Origin of the sequence: Haloferax sp. Atlit-48N, assembly GCF_003383015.2 — an archaeon.
Taxonomy (GTDB): Archaea; Halobacteriota; Halobacteria; order Halobacteriales; family Haloferacaceae; genus Haloferax; species Haloferax volcanii.
In genome coordinates, this window is record NZ_CP137689.1 from 2160488 (window position 1) to 2175185 (window position 14698).

16 protein-coding genes are annotated in these 14698 nt (G+C 67.4%); 5 read left to right on the top strand and 11 right to left on the bottom strand.

All coding sequences use genetic code 11. The features are described 5' to 3' along the window. Positions 1 to 85: 85 nt before the first annotated feature. The 3 genes from DEQ67_RS11615 (at position 86) to DEQ67_RS11625 (ending at position 3480) form a co-directional block, all read left to right on the top strand. A complete protein-coding gene (locus DEQ67_RS11615) occupies positions 86 to 1906 on the top strand; it encodes a histidine kinase N-terminal 7TM domain-containing protein (RefSeq protein ID WP_115891467.1) in 1821 nt (606 codons plus the stop codon). A gap of 55 nt (positions 1907 to 1961) precedes the next feature. Next, entirely contained in the window at positions 1962 to 2843 is an 882-nt protein-coding gene (locus DEQ67_RS11620) for a homoserine kinase (protein ID WP_004062622.1), read from the top strand. Positions 2844 to 2976: 133 nt separating this feature from the next. Further along, positions 2977 to 3480: a universal stress protein gene (locus DEQ67_RS11625; protein ID WP_004042227.1), complete on the top strand. Its 504-nt coding sequence runs from the start codon at positions 2977 to 2979 to the stop codon at positions 3478 to 3480. 91 nt (positions 3481 to 3571) lie between these two features. Here DEQ67_RS11625 and pdxS read toward each other — a convergent pair whose 3' ends face one another. Both pdxS and DEQ67_RS11635 read right to left on the bottom strand, forming a co-directional pair. After that, entirely contained in the window at positions 3572 to 4480 is a 909-nt protein-coding gene (gene pdxS / locus DEQ67_RS11630) for a pyridoxal 5'-phosphate synthase lyase subunit PdxS (protein ID WP_115860905.1), read from the bottom strand. Between the two features lie 173 nt (positions 4481 to 4653). Further along, the gene (locus DEQ67_RS11635; RefSeq protein WP_049896296.1) at positions 4654 to 5025 is read right to left on the bottom strand and encodes a hypothetical protein; all 372 of its coding nucleotides are present in this window, start codon (positions 5023 to 5025) and stop codon (positions 4654 to 4656) included. Between the two features lie 700 nt (positions 5026 to 5725). Between DEQ67_RS11635 and DEQ67_RS11640 the strand changes: the two genes are divergently transcribed. Beyond that, positions 5726 to 6445: a DUF1405 domain-containing protein gene (locus DEQ67_RS11640; RefSeq protein WP_115891466.1), complete on the top strand. Its 720-nt coding sequence runs from the start codon at positions 5726 to 5728 to the stop codon at positions 6443 to 6445. 69 nt (positions 6446 to 6514) lie between these two features. Continuing rightward, a complete protein-coding gene (locus DEQ67_RS11645) occupies positions 6515 to 7570 on the top strand; it encodes a hypothetical protein (protein ID WP_115860909.1) in 1056 nt (351 codons plus the stop codon). A 42-nt stretch (positions 7571 to 7612) separates the two neighbouring features. On the opposite strand, the gene DEQ67_RS11650 is transcribed toward DEQ67_RS11645, so the two are convergent. The 9 genes from DEQ67_RS11650 to DEQ67_RS11690 all read right to left on the bottom strand — a co-directional run bounded on the left by DEQ67_RS11650 (position 7613) and on the right by DEQ67_RS11690 (position 14502). Continuing rightward, entirely contained in the window at positions 7613 to 8539 is a 927-nt protein-coding gene (locus DEQ67_RS11650; RefSeq protein ID WP_004042223.1) for a DUF6293 family protein, read from the bottom strand. Positions 8540 to 8590: 51 nt separating this feature from the next. Then, complete coding sequence (locus tag DEQ67_RS11655) at positions 8591 to 9715, bottom strand: putative sulfate/molybdate transporter (protein WP_115860911.1); 1125 nt, start codon at positions 9713 to 9715, stop codon at positions 8591 to 8593. 114 nt (positions 9716 to 9829) lie between these two features. Further along, the gene (locus DEQ67_RS11660) at positions 9830 to 10213 is read right to left on the bottom strand and encodes a hypothetical protein (protein WP_115891465.1); all 384 of its coding nucleotides are present in this window, start codon (positions 10211 to 10213) and stop codon (positions 9830 to 9832) included. 80 nt (positions 10214 to 10293) lie between these two features. Beyond that, positions 10294 to 10878 (bottom strand): cysteine hydrolase family protein, encoded by a 585-nt coding sequence (locus DEQ67_RS11665; protein WP_115860913.1) that lies wholly within the window; start codon positions 10876 to 10878, stop codon positions 10294 to 10296. 28 nt (positions 10879 to 10906) lie between these two features. Beyond that, a complete protein-coding gene (locus DEQ67_RS11670) occupies positions 10907 to 11704 on the bottom strand; it encodes a YqcI/YcgG family protein (RefSeq protein WP_115802995.1) in 798 nt (265 codons plus the stop codon). Between the two features lie 156 nt (positions 11705 to 11860). Then, a complete protein-coding gene (locus DEQ67_RS11675; protein ID WP_115860915.1) occupies positions 11861 to 12358 on the bottom strand; it encodes a GNAT family N-acetyltransferase in 498 nt (165 codons plus the stop codon). Positions 12359 to 12433: 75 nt separating this feature from the next. After that, positions 12434 to 12718 carry an amphi-Trp domain-containing protein gene (locus tag DEQ67_RS11680; RefSeq protein ID WP_115860917.1) on the bottom strand — a complete coding sequence of 95 codons (285 nt, stop codon included), beginning with the start codon at positions 12716 to 12718 and terminating at the stop codon, positions 12434 to 12436. A gap of 69 nt (positions 12719 to 12787) precedes the next feature. Then, a complete protein-coding gene (locus DEQ67_RS11685; protein ID WP_004062631.1) occupies positions 12788 to 14287 on the bottom strand; it encodes a sodium:solute symporter family protein in 1500 nt (499 codons plus the stop codon). Further along, positions 14287 to 14502, bottom strand: a complete 216-nt coding sequence (locus DEQ67_RS11690) for a DUF3311 domain-containing protein (RefSeq protein WP_004042215.1) — start codon at positions 14500 to 14502, stop codon at positions 14287 to 14289. Before DEQ67_RS11690 ends, DEQ67_RS11685 begins: the two co-directional genes overlap by 1 nt. Positions 14503 to 14698 lie beyond the last annotated feature (196 nt).

Sequence of the window (14698 nt, forward strand, 5' to 3'; positions counted from 1 at the left end):
CGGCGTGGGGTGGAAAGTCCTTTCTGATTGGCCGGTTCCGGCGCCGACGGTGGGAGTTTTAACCCCTGTCGATAGAAAGCGGGGCATGCACGGCGCTCCGTACTGGCAAACGACGCCGTACACGATTCCCATCGGAATCGGTGCGCTCCTCTTTGTCGTCCTCGCCGCCTCCCTCTTCCGCCGCCGGACGGAGCGCCGCCTCGTGCCCGGCGCGACCCTCGGCGCGCTCCTGTTGGTCGCGTCCGGGCTCTGGATGGGGACGTACGCGCTCGAACTCTCCGTGACCGACTTCTCGACGAAGGTGCTGTTGAACCAGCTCGGCTACGTCGGCATCGCGCCGCTGCCTCTCCTGTGGTTCGCGTACGTGTTGCGCCACGCCGGCGTGAAACTGAACTCGCGGGCCGCGTGGGTCGCACTCGGGTCCGTGCCGGTCGCCGTCGTCGCGCTCGTGGTGACGAACCCGTGGCACGGGCTCATCTGGACCGACCTCTGGGTCGACGCCGACCACGGCTACGCCGTCCTCGTCAACGAACACGGCGTCGCGTTCGACGGCTTCATCGCCTACGCCTACGCGCTCATCCTGCTCGGGTGCGGCGTCCTCGGCCGGACGCTCCTGCGGGCCGACGGCATCTACCGGGAGCAGACGCTCGCGCTCCTCGGCGGCGGTCTGGTCCCAGCCGTCGGCGGCGTCGTCTGCGTCGCCGGACTGAGTCCGGTCCCCGGTCTCGACCTCCCCGTGTTGGCCTTCTCCGTCACCTCGGCCGCCGTCGCGTGGAGCGTCTTCCACCACCGGCTGTTCACGCTCGTCCCCGTCGCGTGGGAATCGGCCGTCGAGTCGATGCACGACGCCGCGCTCGTCCTCGACGGCGACGGGCGCGTCATCGACGTCAACCCCGCGGGCGAGCGGTTCCTCTCGCTCCCCCTCTCGGACGCCTACGGGCAGTCCGTCGCGCGCGTCCTCCCCACGGAACTGGTCGACGCGTTGGGCGGCGTCCCGACCGCTGGGTCGGAGGCGGAGGCGACCCTCACGACGGAGGACGGCGAGCGCGCCCTCCTCGTCGAGACGACGCCGCTGGGCGACGAGTCCGACATGTCGGGGTCGCTCGTGCTCGTCCGCGACGTGACCGAACGGGTCGAACGCGAGCGACGGCTCGAACGCCAAAACGAGCGGCTCGACGAGTTCGCGTCGGTCGTCTCCCACGACCTTCGGAACCCGCTTACCGTCGCCCGCGGCTATCTCGAACTGGCGGCCGAGACCGGCGACGCGGAGTACTTCGAGCGAATCGAGAACGCCCACGACCGGATGGAGACCATCATCGAGGACCTCCTCACGCTGGCGCGGCAGGGCGAGACGCTCACGGACGTGACGCCGGTCGCCCTCCGAACCGTCGCACAGGAGGCGTGGGACGGCACGGTCGTCGGCGACGCGACCCTCGACGTTCGGGTCGACCGGACTATCGCGGCCGACCGCGGCCGCCTCCGACAACTGCTCGAAAACCTGTTTCGGAACGCCGTCGAGCACGGCTCGACGGGCAGTCGGGATACTCCCGACGACGCCGTCGAACATGGTTCCACGGGCAACCTGACTGCGTCTGGTGACGCCGTCGAGCACGGCTCCGACGGCGGCTCGCTCACCGTCGTCGTCGCGGGAGTCGACGGCGGCTTCACCGTCGAAGACGACGGCTCCGGCATCTCCGAGGCGGAGCGCGCCGACGTGTTCGAGCGGGGGTACACGACCCACGAAAACGGGACGGGCTTCGGCCTGCCCATCGTCAAGACGGTCGCGGACGCCCACGGCTGGTCGGTCAAACTCACCGAGTCGGACGCCGGCGGCGCGCGGTTCGAGTTCACCGGCGTCGAGACCGAACCCGAGCCCGCGAACGCGGAACAGTCGACAAACGACTGAGGGGTCGGTTGCGACGTTCGCCACATTTTTATCTGCGATAAGGCAACAGCGGGGCATGGTTACGGTCCGCGCACCCGCCACGAGCGCCAACCTCGGAAGTGGGTTCGATGTTTTCGGCGTGGCTCTCGACCGCCCCGCCGACATCGTGCACGTCGAACGGGCGGACCGGACGACAATCGAAGTGACCGGCGTCGGCAGCCAGTACATCCCGACCGACCCCGACCGGAACGTCGTCGGTGCGGTCGCGGAGGCGCTCGACGCCCCCGCGCGCATCCGCATCGACAAGGGCGTCCGCCCGTCGTCCGGCCTCGGGTCGTCGGCGGCGAGCTCGGCCGCCGCCGCGGTCGCGCTGAACGAACTGTACGACCGCGGCCTCTCCCGGGAGGAACTCGTCCCCGTCGCCGCCGAGGGCGAAGCGGTCGTCTCCGGCGAGGCCCACGCCGACAACGTCGCGCCCGCGCTCCTCGGCGGGTTCACCGTCGCGACCGACGAGGGCGTCACGACCGTCGACGCCGACATCCCGCTCGTCGCCTGCCTCCCCGAAATCGCCGTCTCGACCCGCGACGCCCGCCGCGTCGTCCCGAGCGACGCCAGCATCGAGGACATGGTCCACACGGTCGGCCGGGCGGCGACCCTCGCGGTCGGGATGTGCCGCCGCGACGCCGACCTCGTCGGCGCGGGGATGGACGACCGCGTCGTCACGCCCGCGCGGGCGGAACTCATCAACGGCTACCACGACGTCCGCGAGGCCGCCCTCGCTGCGGGCGCGACCGGCGTCACCGTCTCCGGTGCCGGCCCGTCGGTCCTCGGCGTCTGCCAAGCCGCCGACCGCACCCGCGTCGCCGGCGCGATGCTCGAAGCGTTCGACGAGGCCGACGTGGCCGCCCGCGCCTACAAGACGCGGGTCGGTCGCGGGGCCGAAGTATTCGAATCCTGAGTGGTACAGAGAGAACCACTCGCACACTCGTATCTCGCCTTTTCTCGCGCCTGAGTCACTGTAACGCGTTGTCGCGGCCGGTGGTAACACGATTCCGAGAAGACTTTTCTCATTATCACGATATATTCGAATCATGGAACGAGCACTCGTCGTCGTCTCCCCCGAAGAACGGTCGCAGCGAATCCTCCGCGAGGCGGGCGAACTCGCCGCCGGCAGCGGCGCGGAACTCGTCGTCCTCACGGTTCTCCCGGACGAGGAGTTCGAGCGAACCCGCTCGGCGCTCGCCAGCGTCGGCTCCTCGGACGTGGTGTACGGCATCGACCAGGCCATCGAGTCGGCCACCCGCCGCGCCAAGCGCGTCGCCCGCGAGGCGTTCGAGGGGCTGGACCTCGACTACCGCATCGTCGCGGACATCGGCCCCGAGGCCGACACCATCTTAGAGACGGCCCGCTGGGAAGGCTGTGACCACCTCTTTATCGCCGGTCGCCGCCGCTCGCCCGCCGGAAAGCTAATCTCCCGGGACATGACGCAGTCGGTCATGCTCAACTTCGACGGCCCGGTCACCGTCCTCCTCGGCGAGGCGTCGTCCGACGACGCGAAGGGGAACGAAAAGGGGAAGTCGGGACTCCTCGCCTGAGAGCGGAGCGCCGAGACCGAAGAAAAGCGGAACCGGAAGGAATCGAAAACCGAGACGGTGAGTCAGTCGGCGGCCGCCGGATACCGCCGCGTTAGACGCCGCGGCCCTGAAGTTTGTCCTCGTCGGCCATGCCGACGTTCGCCTCGCCCTTCATGCCCTTGCCGATGCCGGCGGCGATGTCGGCGAGCGTGTCCGGGTCGTCCCAGTTGTTGACGGCCTCGACGATGGCCTCGCCCATCCGTTCTGGGTCCTCCGCGCCGAAGATACCGGAGCCCACGAAGATGCCGTCGCACTCGTGGTACATCATGAGCGCGGCGTCCGCGGGCGTGGCGATGCCGCCGGCCGCGAAGTTGACGACCGGCAGGCGTCCCATCTCCGCCGTCTCGTGGACGAGTTCGGCGGGCGCTTCGTGCTCGCGGGCCCACTTCTCGCGCTCGTCGAAGTTGAGGCCGGTCAGGCTGCGAATCTGGTGTTTGATGGTGCGCTGGTGGGTGACGGCCTGGTTCACGTCGCCCGTGCCGGCCTCGCCCTTGGTGCGAATCATCGCCGCGCCCTCGTTGATGCGGCGGAGCGCCTCGGGGAGGTTGCGCGCGCCGCAGACGAACGGCGAGGTGAACTCGCGCTTGTCGATGTGGTAGTCGTTGTCCGCCGGGGTGAGCACCTCGCTCTCGTCTATCATGTCCACGCCGATGGATTCGAGAATCTGCGCCTCGGTGTGGTGGCCGATGCGGGCCTTCCCCATCACCGGGATGGAGACGTCGTCGATAATCTCCGTGACCGTCTCGGGGTCGGCCATCCGGGAGACCCCGCCGCGCTTGCGGATGTCGGCCGGGACGGCTTCGAGCGCCATGACGGCGACCGCGCCGGCTTCCTCCGCGATTTTCGCTTGCTCTGCGTTCACGACGTCCATGATGACGCCGCCCTTCTGCATCTGGGCGAACCCGCGCTTGACGAGTTCGGTCCCGCGCCGAAGCTCCTCTAGGTCGGTCTCCTCTGGCATATCCGTCGCTTGCGACCGGGTTCACTTAAGCGGTCGCTTCCACACGCCAACCGTTCGCATTCCGCACAGGTCGTGTTTCGCGGTGGGCGGGTCGGGGTGTCGTGATTCTGTTGAACTACTCAGATTTTGACAGATGGAGCGTACAACACTCAGAGGGTGTATCTGTCAACAGGTCAGTCAGCGGGTGCTACCGTGGCACTCTGTTCTTCAGCGGCTGATTCACTCATCTCTGCTCCGAGTCCGATTCCTGCAACTGCGACGCCCATTACAAGCAGTTCGAGCGGACTTCGAAGGCTCCCGAGTAGAAGGTCGGAGTGAACACCGAACTGAGGGACACACACCACTAATAGAGCGAACAGAATCTGTGGGAGAGTGTTCACGTTCTTCAAAACGGACTGATTTCGAGCCACTAACCACCCAGCCATGAGCCAAGTAACTCCGAGAAACAACAGTAACTGTGAGTCCCACGAACCATCGAGATAGTACACCCCAGACACGAATGCTCCAGCAATAACACCGATAAAGAGGGCTTTGGAGTTCACCATATTATCGAGACAGCGTATAGGAACAAAAACATTGACTCAGCCACTAACTGAATCTCAATAAAGCGAATCCGATATCGACATTGTGACCGACTTGCGCGCTGAATTCAGCACGACCGTAGAAACCTCACCGAACGCTGTCAGAAGTGGCGTACAACACTCAGAGCATCAATACAGCAGACAACGCATGTTCTATTCACGCTAAAATGACTGAATCAGCTGTGAGAACGCGCTTGCCTATTGTGTGATCGTGTATAGCGATTGTGCGGCCTGAACGAATAGTAGTAACGCAATCCCTAGTCCAATCCCTCGGGTAGCGATTCCGGTAGTGAAAATAGCTATAACGAGAAACAGGCCGTACAACACTGCCACCGCGGTCACTAGAATTAGGAAAACTTCGCTCGTAGTGTCGATCGAAAAGTTTGCGTTGGTGTCAGCCATTCAATCACTCGGTGTTTGGTGTGTGAATCTAGGGATCAGCACTTATACAATACGATATGTACTCCTCCTGTATTGACCGATCCGAACTGCCAGATTTCTGTAAACCCCTCATGCAAGATACGTGCCCTGTATTCAGCACGCCCTCAGCAAACTATCAGCGGCTGAGGACTTCAACAGCGCCACCAGCATAATCTCCCAACCGACACCGGCCGCAGTCACCGAGACCGGCATCACTTTTGCGTCCCCCTGCTTCGGCGTGGGTATGGACGCGGCGACCCGACTGCGCCGACTGCTCGACGACGACGGCCTCCCGGCGAAAACCGACCTGCCGCGGTGGCTCGCGCCTCTGCCGGAGTGGTTGGAGAACTTCGGCCTCAACATCGCGTGGCTCGTGGTCGTCATCAACCTCGTCGGGACCGCCTTCGGCTTCTGGTACTACGGCTACCAGTTCGGCATCGAACCGACCGCGATGTGGCCGCTCGTCCCCGACAGCCCGGTCGCCACGCTGTTTATCGCGCTGTCGCTCGCGCTCTGGAAACTCGGGCGCTCGAACGAGTACGTCAACGCCCTCGCCTTCTTCGGCTGTCTCAAACTCGGGCTGTGGACGCCGTACGTCCTCCTCGCCTTCAAAAGCGACTTCTCGTACCTCCACTGGGCGATGTACAACTTCCTCTTCTGGAGCCACCTCGCCATGGTCGTCGAGGCCTTCCTCATCCAGCGGTACGCCGAGTTCCCGTCTCTCGCCGTCCTCGTCGCGGTCGGCTGGTACGCCCTCAACGACCTCGTGGACTACTTCGTTCCCATCGTGGGCACGCCGCACCACACCCTCATCCCGGCCGAGCCGGTCGTCGACGGCGTCGTCCAGCACGTCTCGCCCGCCCACGAGTACGCCGCGGCGGGCGCGGTCCTCCTGACCGTCGCGGCGACGTTCCTCGCGCTCGCGACGCGTGTCGCAAAGCTCGAACGGGGCGGCATCGACTGACCGAGAACCGACGACGCGTCGGCCGACTCGGACGTAGCCTTTTGCCTCGCCCCGCCCAACCGACACGCCATGAGCCTCTTCGACCGCGTGGCCGACCTGCCGGTGACCGTCGAGTCCGTCTCCCGCGACCGCTTCGAGAGCGACACGTCGAGCGGTTTTCTCCGCAAGACGACGGTGTTCTCGCTCGCCGGCGACGGCGCGGTCGGCCGCGGCGAGGACGTGACCTACGACACGGAAGACCACGACGCTCTCGCTGACGCCCCCGAAGACGCTTTCGACCTCGCCGGGAGCTACGATTCCTTCGCCGCCTTCTCCGCGGCGCTCGACGGCGTGGACCTGTTTCCGACGAAAGCCCCCGAGCGCGAGACGGCCGAACACTACCGGCGCTGGGCGCTCGAATCCGCCGGCCTCGACCTCGCGCTCCGGCAGGCCGACACCGACCTCGCGTCCGCCGTCTCCCGCGAGCGCGACCCGCTCCGGTTCGTCGTCAGCACCCGTCTCGGGAACCCGCCGTCGGCCGACCGCGTCGAACTGCTCCTCGACCGCGACCCCGACTGCGAGTTCAAACTCGACCCGACAACTGACTGGGACGATGAGCTTGTGGCGTCGCTCGCCGCCCGCGCCCGCGTCCGCATCCTCGACCTCAAAGGCTACTACGAGGGGACCGACGTGGACCAAGCCCCCGACCCGGAACTGTACGAGCGCATCCTGTCGGGGTTCCCGGACGCCGTCGTCGAGGACCCGGCGTTCACCGACGAGACGCGCCCGCTGTTCGACGGCCGCGAGGGTCGCGTCTCGTGGGACGCCCCGATTACCGGCGTCGAATCCGTCGAGCGCCTCCCGTTCGAGCCGTCGTGGCTGAACATCAAACCCTCGCGGTTCGGCACGGTCGAGTCGCTGTTCGACACCATCGAGTACGCCGACGAGCGCGGGATGTCGCTGTACGGCGGCGGCCAGTTCGAACTCGACGCGGGGCGCGACCACATCCAACTGCTCGCGTCGGTGTTCTATCCCGACGGCCCGAACGACGTGGCCCCCCGCGAGTACAACCTCCCCGACCCGCCGGCGGACCTGCCGACGAGTCCGCTCGTGCCGTCGGCTGACCCGTCCGGCCTGGAGTTCTGACGCCGCGACTCGGTCGGAGGAAAAACGACGACCGCCCGCCGCCTACTCGTCGCTGTCGGCGTGGGCGCGGACCCACAGTTCACCGATGCGGGAGAGGCGCGTCCGGTAGGACTTCCCGCGTTCTTCCTGTTCGATGTAGCCCTTGCCGCCGGGGCCGAGGCGGTCGACGTTGTAGATGACCTTCGACCGGAAGGAGTCGGTGTACTCCTCGTTCATCTCGCGGGCGAGCGCCTCCGCGAGTTCGGAGACCGACCCGAACTCGCCGTGCTCACCGAGTTTGAACAGGATGACCTCCTCGAACGGCTTGACGTTGGAGAAGGAGGCCACCGGGAGTTCGACGATGTGGCGGCCGTCTATCTGCTTCGCGCCGATGGTCGTCCCGCGCTCGTCGAACTCCGACAGCAGGTCGGAGGTGGCGTCGAGGCGCTCGCGGATGCGGTCGGCGTCGATTTCGCCGGAGTCGAGGAGGTCCTGGAGAAGGGCGCGCTCGGTCCGCAACTCCTCTGCGAGTTCGGTTTCGAGGTACTTCTCGGGGGCCGTGTAGTAGGTGTGGATGCGCTCGCGGTCGGCCTGTCGCTCGACCATGATGGAGTGGGCGGCGGTGGCGAAGGCGAAGGAGACCGGCCGGGGCATCGCGCTCACGTTGACCCACACCTCGCCGGGTTCGTCGTCGTCGCCGCGGAGTTCGTCGTCGGCGTCGAGTTCGGCGTTGATGAGGTCGTACGCCTGCTCGAACGCCGCGTCGTAGTCGTACACGTCGTCGACGATGACGCGTTCGGTCTCCGCGCCGAGGAGGTTCTCGAAGTCCTTTTCGAGCTTTCCCGAGAGATTCCGCGAGTACTCGACGTTCGCCTCGCTCCCGACGGCCCCTTCGAGGAGGATGACGCGGTCCACGTCCAACTGATCGCGGATGAGCGGCGCGATGAGTCGGTCGTAGTCGAACCCGACGGGAACGATGTGCGTCTGCATACGTGGTACGTGGGCGGGGTCGGTTATGAAACCGACCAACTGACCCGACTATCACATCCCGTCCCACACCGCGCGACCCCACCGCTCCCACGCCAGCCACGCGACCACCCCGCCGACGAACGCGACGCCCAGATTCACCGCGACGCCGACGACGCCGATGGCGACCACGAGGGGGTAGCCGTCCGCGCGGGACAGACTGGTCAGACTCGTCCGCGCCAGTTGCAGGCCGATAATCGCCAAAATGACGCCGAGCATGGCGACCGGGTAGGCGGCGACCACGTCCGCGGCGAACAGGGCGACGACGACGTAGCCGACGCCGAGAATCACGTTCGCGCCGGCGGTCCGCGCGCCGAAGGCGTACTTGCCGGCGACGCCGCCGCTGCCGTGGCACATCGGAAAGCCGCCGAGAGGGACCGCAAGAAGGTTCATCGCCCCCATGCTGGTGGCGAGTTCGTCGGCCGAAACGTCGCGGTCGAAGTAGTCCGCGAGCAGGACCGACGTGGCGAGCGCGGCGTTGCCGACGGTCATCGCCAACTGGGCGACCGCGGCCTCAACGACGGCGAACGAGAGGTTCCCGAGCGAGAACAGACCGGCGTCCCGGACCGGCGGAACGGCGAGCGACAGGTGGCCCACGTCGGAAAAAGCGACCGCGCCGCCGACCGCGAGGACCGCGAGGGCGCTCACGTTCGAGCGTCTGGTGAGGAGGGCGACGGCGGCGACGGCGACCGCGAGGCCGGCGAGCGGGAGGTCGCCCGCGCCGAGTTCGAGACCCGTCGAGAGGAGGACGAGCGCGACGCCGAACTGGACGCCGCGGACGACCGGCGCGCCGATGTAGCGACTCACGCGGCCGAGCGAGCGCGTCCGGCCGATAGCGAGGAGGACGACGCCGAGGCCGAGCCCGGCGAGGAGCGCTTCGCCGGTCGTGACCGTCTCCGCGAGGACGAGCGCGGCCAGCGCCTTCATCGGTTCGACCGACAGCGGGGCCGCGTAGTACAGCCCCCAGACGACCTGAAACACGCCGAACCAAACGAGCACGACCGCCAGCGAGAGGTCCGTCAGGCGGGCGACGGCGACGACGATAGGGAGGACCGTAACCGAATCACCCACCGCGCCGGTGAACTCGTGCCACTCGAAGTCCACCGCGAGCTCGTCGCCGTACGGGAAGGAAACGCCCATCGAGATGGGGATTCCGCGTCGACGGGCAAATGCATTTGCGTAATCGAGAGACGGAACGACGGTCGGTCAGAGAAACCGGATTAGGTTACGCGCATCCGCGGTCGAACCCCGCGCTCATTCGAACGTCGAGAGGTCGAAGTGGACGCCGCCGCGGAGGTAATCGACGCCCATGAACAGCATCACGGGGGCGAGCAGGAGCGCGAACAGCCCGCCGAAATACGGGTCGCCGCGGGCGTCGAGGACGGACGAGAGGCCGTTTGCGAGCACGGCCAGCCCGAAGCAGACGTAGCCCGCGCCCGCGACGACGTGCCACCGGAGCGTCGTCGACCCGAGGCCGACCGACTCGCGGACGCCGGCGACGACCAACAGCACGCCGGCGGCGGCGAACAGCGCGAACCGGGCGAACGAAATCGGGTGGGCGGGCGGCCCGAGAAACGCGAGGCCGCCCGCGATAAGGAGGTCGAACACCCCGACGACGGCGAGAAATCGACGGTCCATGTGCGCCGGTCTCGACGCGGAGATGTAAAACTAGCTACAACCCAGCGGCCGCCCGGCGGCGACGGCAGCCCGCCGACCGCTCACCGCGTCGTCGACAGGTCGGCCGACTCGACGACTGTCGCGAACTCCCGGTTCAGATGTGCCAGCGCGGTTCGGTGCATCTCGTCGGCCGAAAAGCGCTCGCCGTCGTGGCCCTCGCGGTCGAACGTCGCGGTCGCGTCCGCGGGGAGGTACACGTCGAAGCCGAGGTTCTCGGCCATCCGCGTCGTCGTCGAGACGCAGTGGTCGGTCGTGAGGCCGCAGACGACGAGCGTCGAGTGGTCGCGCTCGCGGAGCCACGCTTCGAGGTCGGTCCCGATGAAGCCGCTGTTGACGCGCTTCGTGAACACCGGTTCGCCGTCGACGGGTTCGGCCTCGGGCTTCCACGCGAAGCCTTCCCCGTCACTTCGGAGCGGCGAGTCGGGCTCGGCGGAGTCGTGGCGGACGTGGACGACGGGGCGGTCGGCCGCGCGCCACGCCGCGAGCAGGTCGGCGACGCGCGCCTCCATCTCGGGGTTGTTGCGGTCGCCCCACGCGGGGTCGTCGAAGCCGACCTGCATGTCGATGCAGACGAGCACGGCGTCGTCGGGGAGGTCGGCGGCGGCCGGGAGGTCGGCGGCGGTCATCGCTCACCCTTCGAATCGGACCCCGACATCAGTCGTCCGCCGGGGCCGTCGGCACCTTCGGGTGTTCGCGGGTGATGCGAATCGGGCACTCGTCGGGCGCTTGCGACTCGTCGGCGGAGAACATGTACTGCGGCCACTCGCGGTCGCCCTCGACGCCCCAGTCACCGAGGTCGGCGTGGGGGCAGACGCCGTCGTACTCCTCGATGCGGTTCTGGATGACCGCGCGGGCCTGCTGGCCGGCCTCGGTGTCGGCGGTGATGCCGTCGAACAGCGCCCGCGGCTGGAAGGTGATTTCGAGGCCCCACGGGCAGTAGCGACTGATGCGCTCGTCGTAGAACGGCGCGCGGGTCGTCGGGAACATGGGTTCGCCGCCGAAGGAGAACTCCCACGTCGGGTCGTCGGGGTCGGTCGGGATGTCTGCGGGCCACGGCTCCGGGTCGTTGACGTGGAGGAACTGGAGGATGTGCCAGAGGCGTTCGTGGTAGTCGGCCTCGGTGAGGTCCGCCGCCGGCGGCTTGAAGAACGTGACGAGCGAGCACGCCTCGGAGTAGTCCGGGTACACGTCGAGGTATTCGAGGAGGGTGTCGCGGAGCGCCAACAGCGCGTCCTTGTCGGTCATCGAATCGACGAACGTGTAGAGGGCGTCGCCGTTTCGCTCCGACTCGATGCCGAAGTAACACGGGAACGGCGCGCCGTCGCGGTCGCCGAGCATCGTCTCGCGGAACGTCTCGTAGTGCTTTCTCGCCCAGTCGGGGAGGTCGCCGTCGTCGAGGCGGCGGCGGAGCACGTCCTGCTCCACGAGCACTTGGTGACCCGACTCGTTCATGCGCGTCAATTGGATTCAGCGGCTTTGAGAGTTCGGGTTCGCGGGGCGAACACGACCCTCGAAGCGGCGGGCGACGACACCCGATTCGGCAGTCGGAGTCGCCGTCGGCCCCAGCTTCAGAGTAGGCGGTCGAGTTTCACAGCGGGCGGTCGAGTTTCACAGCGGGCGGTCGAGTTTCAGATAGCGCGTCTCGTACCCCACCGACTCGTAACACGACCGGGCGGCGTCGTTGTCGGCGTGGACGCTCAGCGCGGCGCGCTCGCAGCCGCGGTCGCGGCCCCACTCGTGGGCTCGTTCGAGGAGCTCCGTGCCGACGCCCTCGCCCCGCGCCGCGGGCGCGACGTAGAGGTCTTTCACCTTGGCGACCGGCCCGCGGGCGAACACCGGCGGCGACTCGGACGCGGCGACGGTGACGTAGCCGCGGAGGTCGTCGATGGCGTCAGCTTCCGCACCCGTGTCCGCGACGGCGACGAACGTCTGAACGCCCTCGGCGTCCACCTGCTCGCCCCGGTAGTCGAGCGCCTCGGCGCGGGCATCGACGTCCTCGGCCAGCGCGTCGTAGTCGTCGACCTCGCCCATCTCCGCGGCGAACGGGAGCCACAGGTCGTCTACCAGCGCGTCCACCTCGTCGGCCTGAAGCGGTCGAATTCCCATGAATCACCGACGACTCGCGGCGGTGTCAAAAGAGTAACTATATTCGGCGGTCGCCGGCGGCGAGTGTCGGCCGCCTCACTCGATTTCGAGGCCGCCCCCGTCGGCACCGTCGTCAGCGCCCTCGTCCCACTCCAGTTCGAACTCGATGCTCAGTTCGTAGGGGCCGCCGGCGGGGCCCTCGCGCTCGGCTTTCACCTCGAACGTCGGTGATGCGGGCGGCTCCATCGTGACGGTCTGGTCGCCGGCTTTCAGCGTAATCGGCTCGCCCGCGTCGAGTTTGTCTGCGACGGTGCGGAGGTACGACGCGATTTCGGCGCGGGCCTGTCGGTTCTCTGACTCGAACAGCACTTCTTCGGGCATGGAGTGGAGGTTACTCGCGCAGGCAGATAAGGTTCGTTGCGGAGCAGAGCGGACCGGCGCGACCCGGCGTCAGTCGGCCCGGAGGCCGTCGGTGAACCGGGACTGGTTTTCCTCGGGCGCGGCGGCGGTCATCGCGGAGACGCCGACGGTCAGAAGCGCCGACAGCGCCATCCCCCAGAGGGCGTAGTCCCACGTGAGGTAGGTCGCGCCGAACAGCGTCACGGAGCCGACTTCGACCGCGGGGACGAACACGTGCGCGAGGTAGAACGCCTGCGAGCCGAGGATGCCGGCGAACATGCCCGTCCGCGTCGTCTTCGCCCAGTAGAGCGCGACGATGACCGGCAGGGCCATCTGGGCGAACCCGCCGAACGCGGTGTCGCCGACGGAGACGAGCGTGCCGGGCCGGAACAGGCTGGCGACGAACGTGAGCGTGGCGAACAGGGCGACGCCGATGCGGGCCAGCCACGCCTCGCGGGCGTCGCTCGCGTCGGGGTTGACGAACGGCCGGTAGAGGTCGCGGGTGAAGTACGACGACCCCGAGAGAAGCATCGAGTCCGACGAGGACATCATCGCGGCCATCGCGCCGGCGACGACGAGCGCGGCGAACCACACCGGCGTGTACTCGTTGAGGAGCACCGGAAGGACGTTCGCGCCCTCGGGGACGGCGACGCCGAGGCCGGCGGCCCACGTACCGAGGATGAACGCGGGGACGAACAGCAGGACGACGAGGACGGGCCACAGCGCGAACGAGCGCTTGAGGACCGCGCCCGACTTGGCGACGAAGAAGCGCTGGTTTATCTGCGGGAACATCGCCACGCCGAAGGCGATGGTGACGGCCGACGCGATGATGTACTGCGGCGAGTAGAGGCCGCCGCCGAGCGCGAGGAACTCGGGTTTGTTGGTCGCGAGGGCGTTCGACAGCGCCGTGGGGCCGCCGGCCGCGGCGGCGACCCAGCCGACCGCAATCCAGACGACGCCGAGCATGAACAGCCCTTGGAGGGTGTCGGTCCACGCGACCCCGCGGAGGCCCGCGATGACGACGTAGGCAATCATGAACACGGTGATGCCGGCCGCGCCGGCCCAGTAGGGAACCATCCCGTTCGTCAGCCCGACGATGGCCTCGCCCGCGCCCATCTGCTGGAGCATCACGTACGGGAACAGCCAAAACAGGCTGATGCCGGCGACGACGGCGCGCAGGCGGGTCGAACCGAAGCGGTCGCCGAGCATCTCGCCGAGGGTGACGTAGCCGTGGGCGCGGCCGACGAGCCACTGCTTGTAGCCGACGACGTACCAGAGGATGGCGAACAGCACGCCGTCCATGACACCCATCACGAGAATCCACTCGGGGCCGGCCCGGTAGGCGAGGTCGGGGCCGCCGAAGAACGTGAACGCAGAGAGGAGCGTCGCAAACGTGGTGAACAGGAGGACGACGGTCCCGATGGAGCGACCGGCGAGGTAGTAGTCCTCCGCGTCGCGGCTGGTCAGGCGGTAGGCGAGCAGGCCGACCGCGAGCGCGACCACGAGGTACGCGCCGACGACGCCGAGTTGGATACCGAGCGCCGAGACCATCAGCGACCCTCCCCGACGATGCCGCGGTCCCACGCCGTCCGGGTGAACAGGTGGAAGACGACGGCGGTCAGCCCCATCCAGCCGATGTGCCACCAGAGCCACAGCGGCAGACCGGCGAAGACCCGGCTGTCGCCCCAGAGGAACCACGGAACGGCGAACGTCACGAGGATTGCGAAGACGGCAACCCAGCGGTAGTCGATGCGCACTCGCGTCATTCGTAGGAACGATAATCGATAATGATGCGTAAATCTTACTCTATCGACCTACGTTGCCCCTGATTGAAGAACTATTTTCTTCAACAACGGGTGTCGAACGACAGTGTTCTCCCCGTGTCGCGGTCGCGGTGCGGGTGGCGGTCCCGTCGGTCAGTCGGTCGGTCACGGCGACCCGAGCGCCGAAACAGTTTCCAGC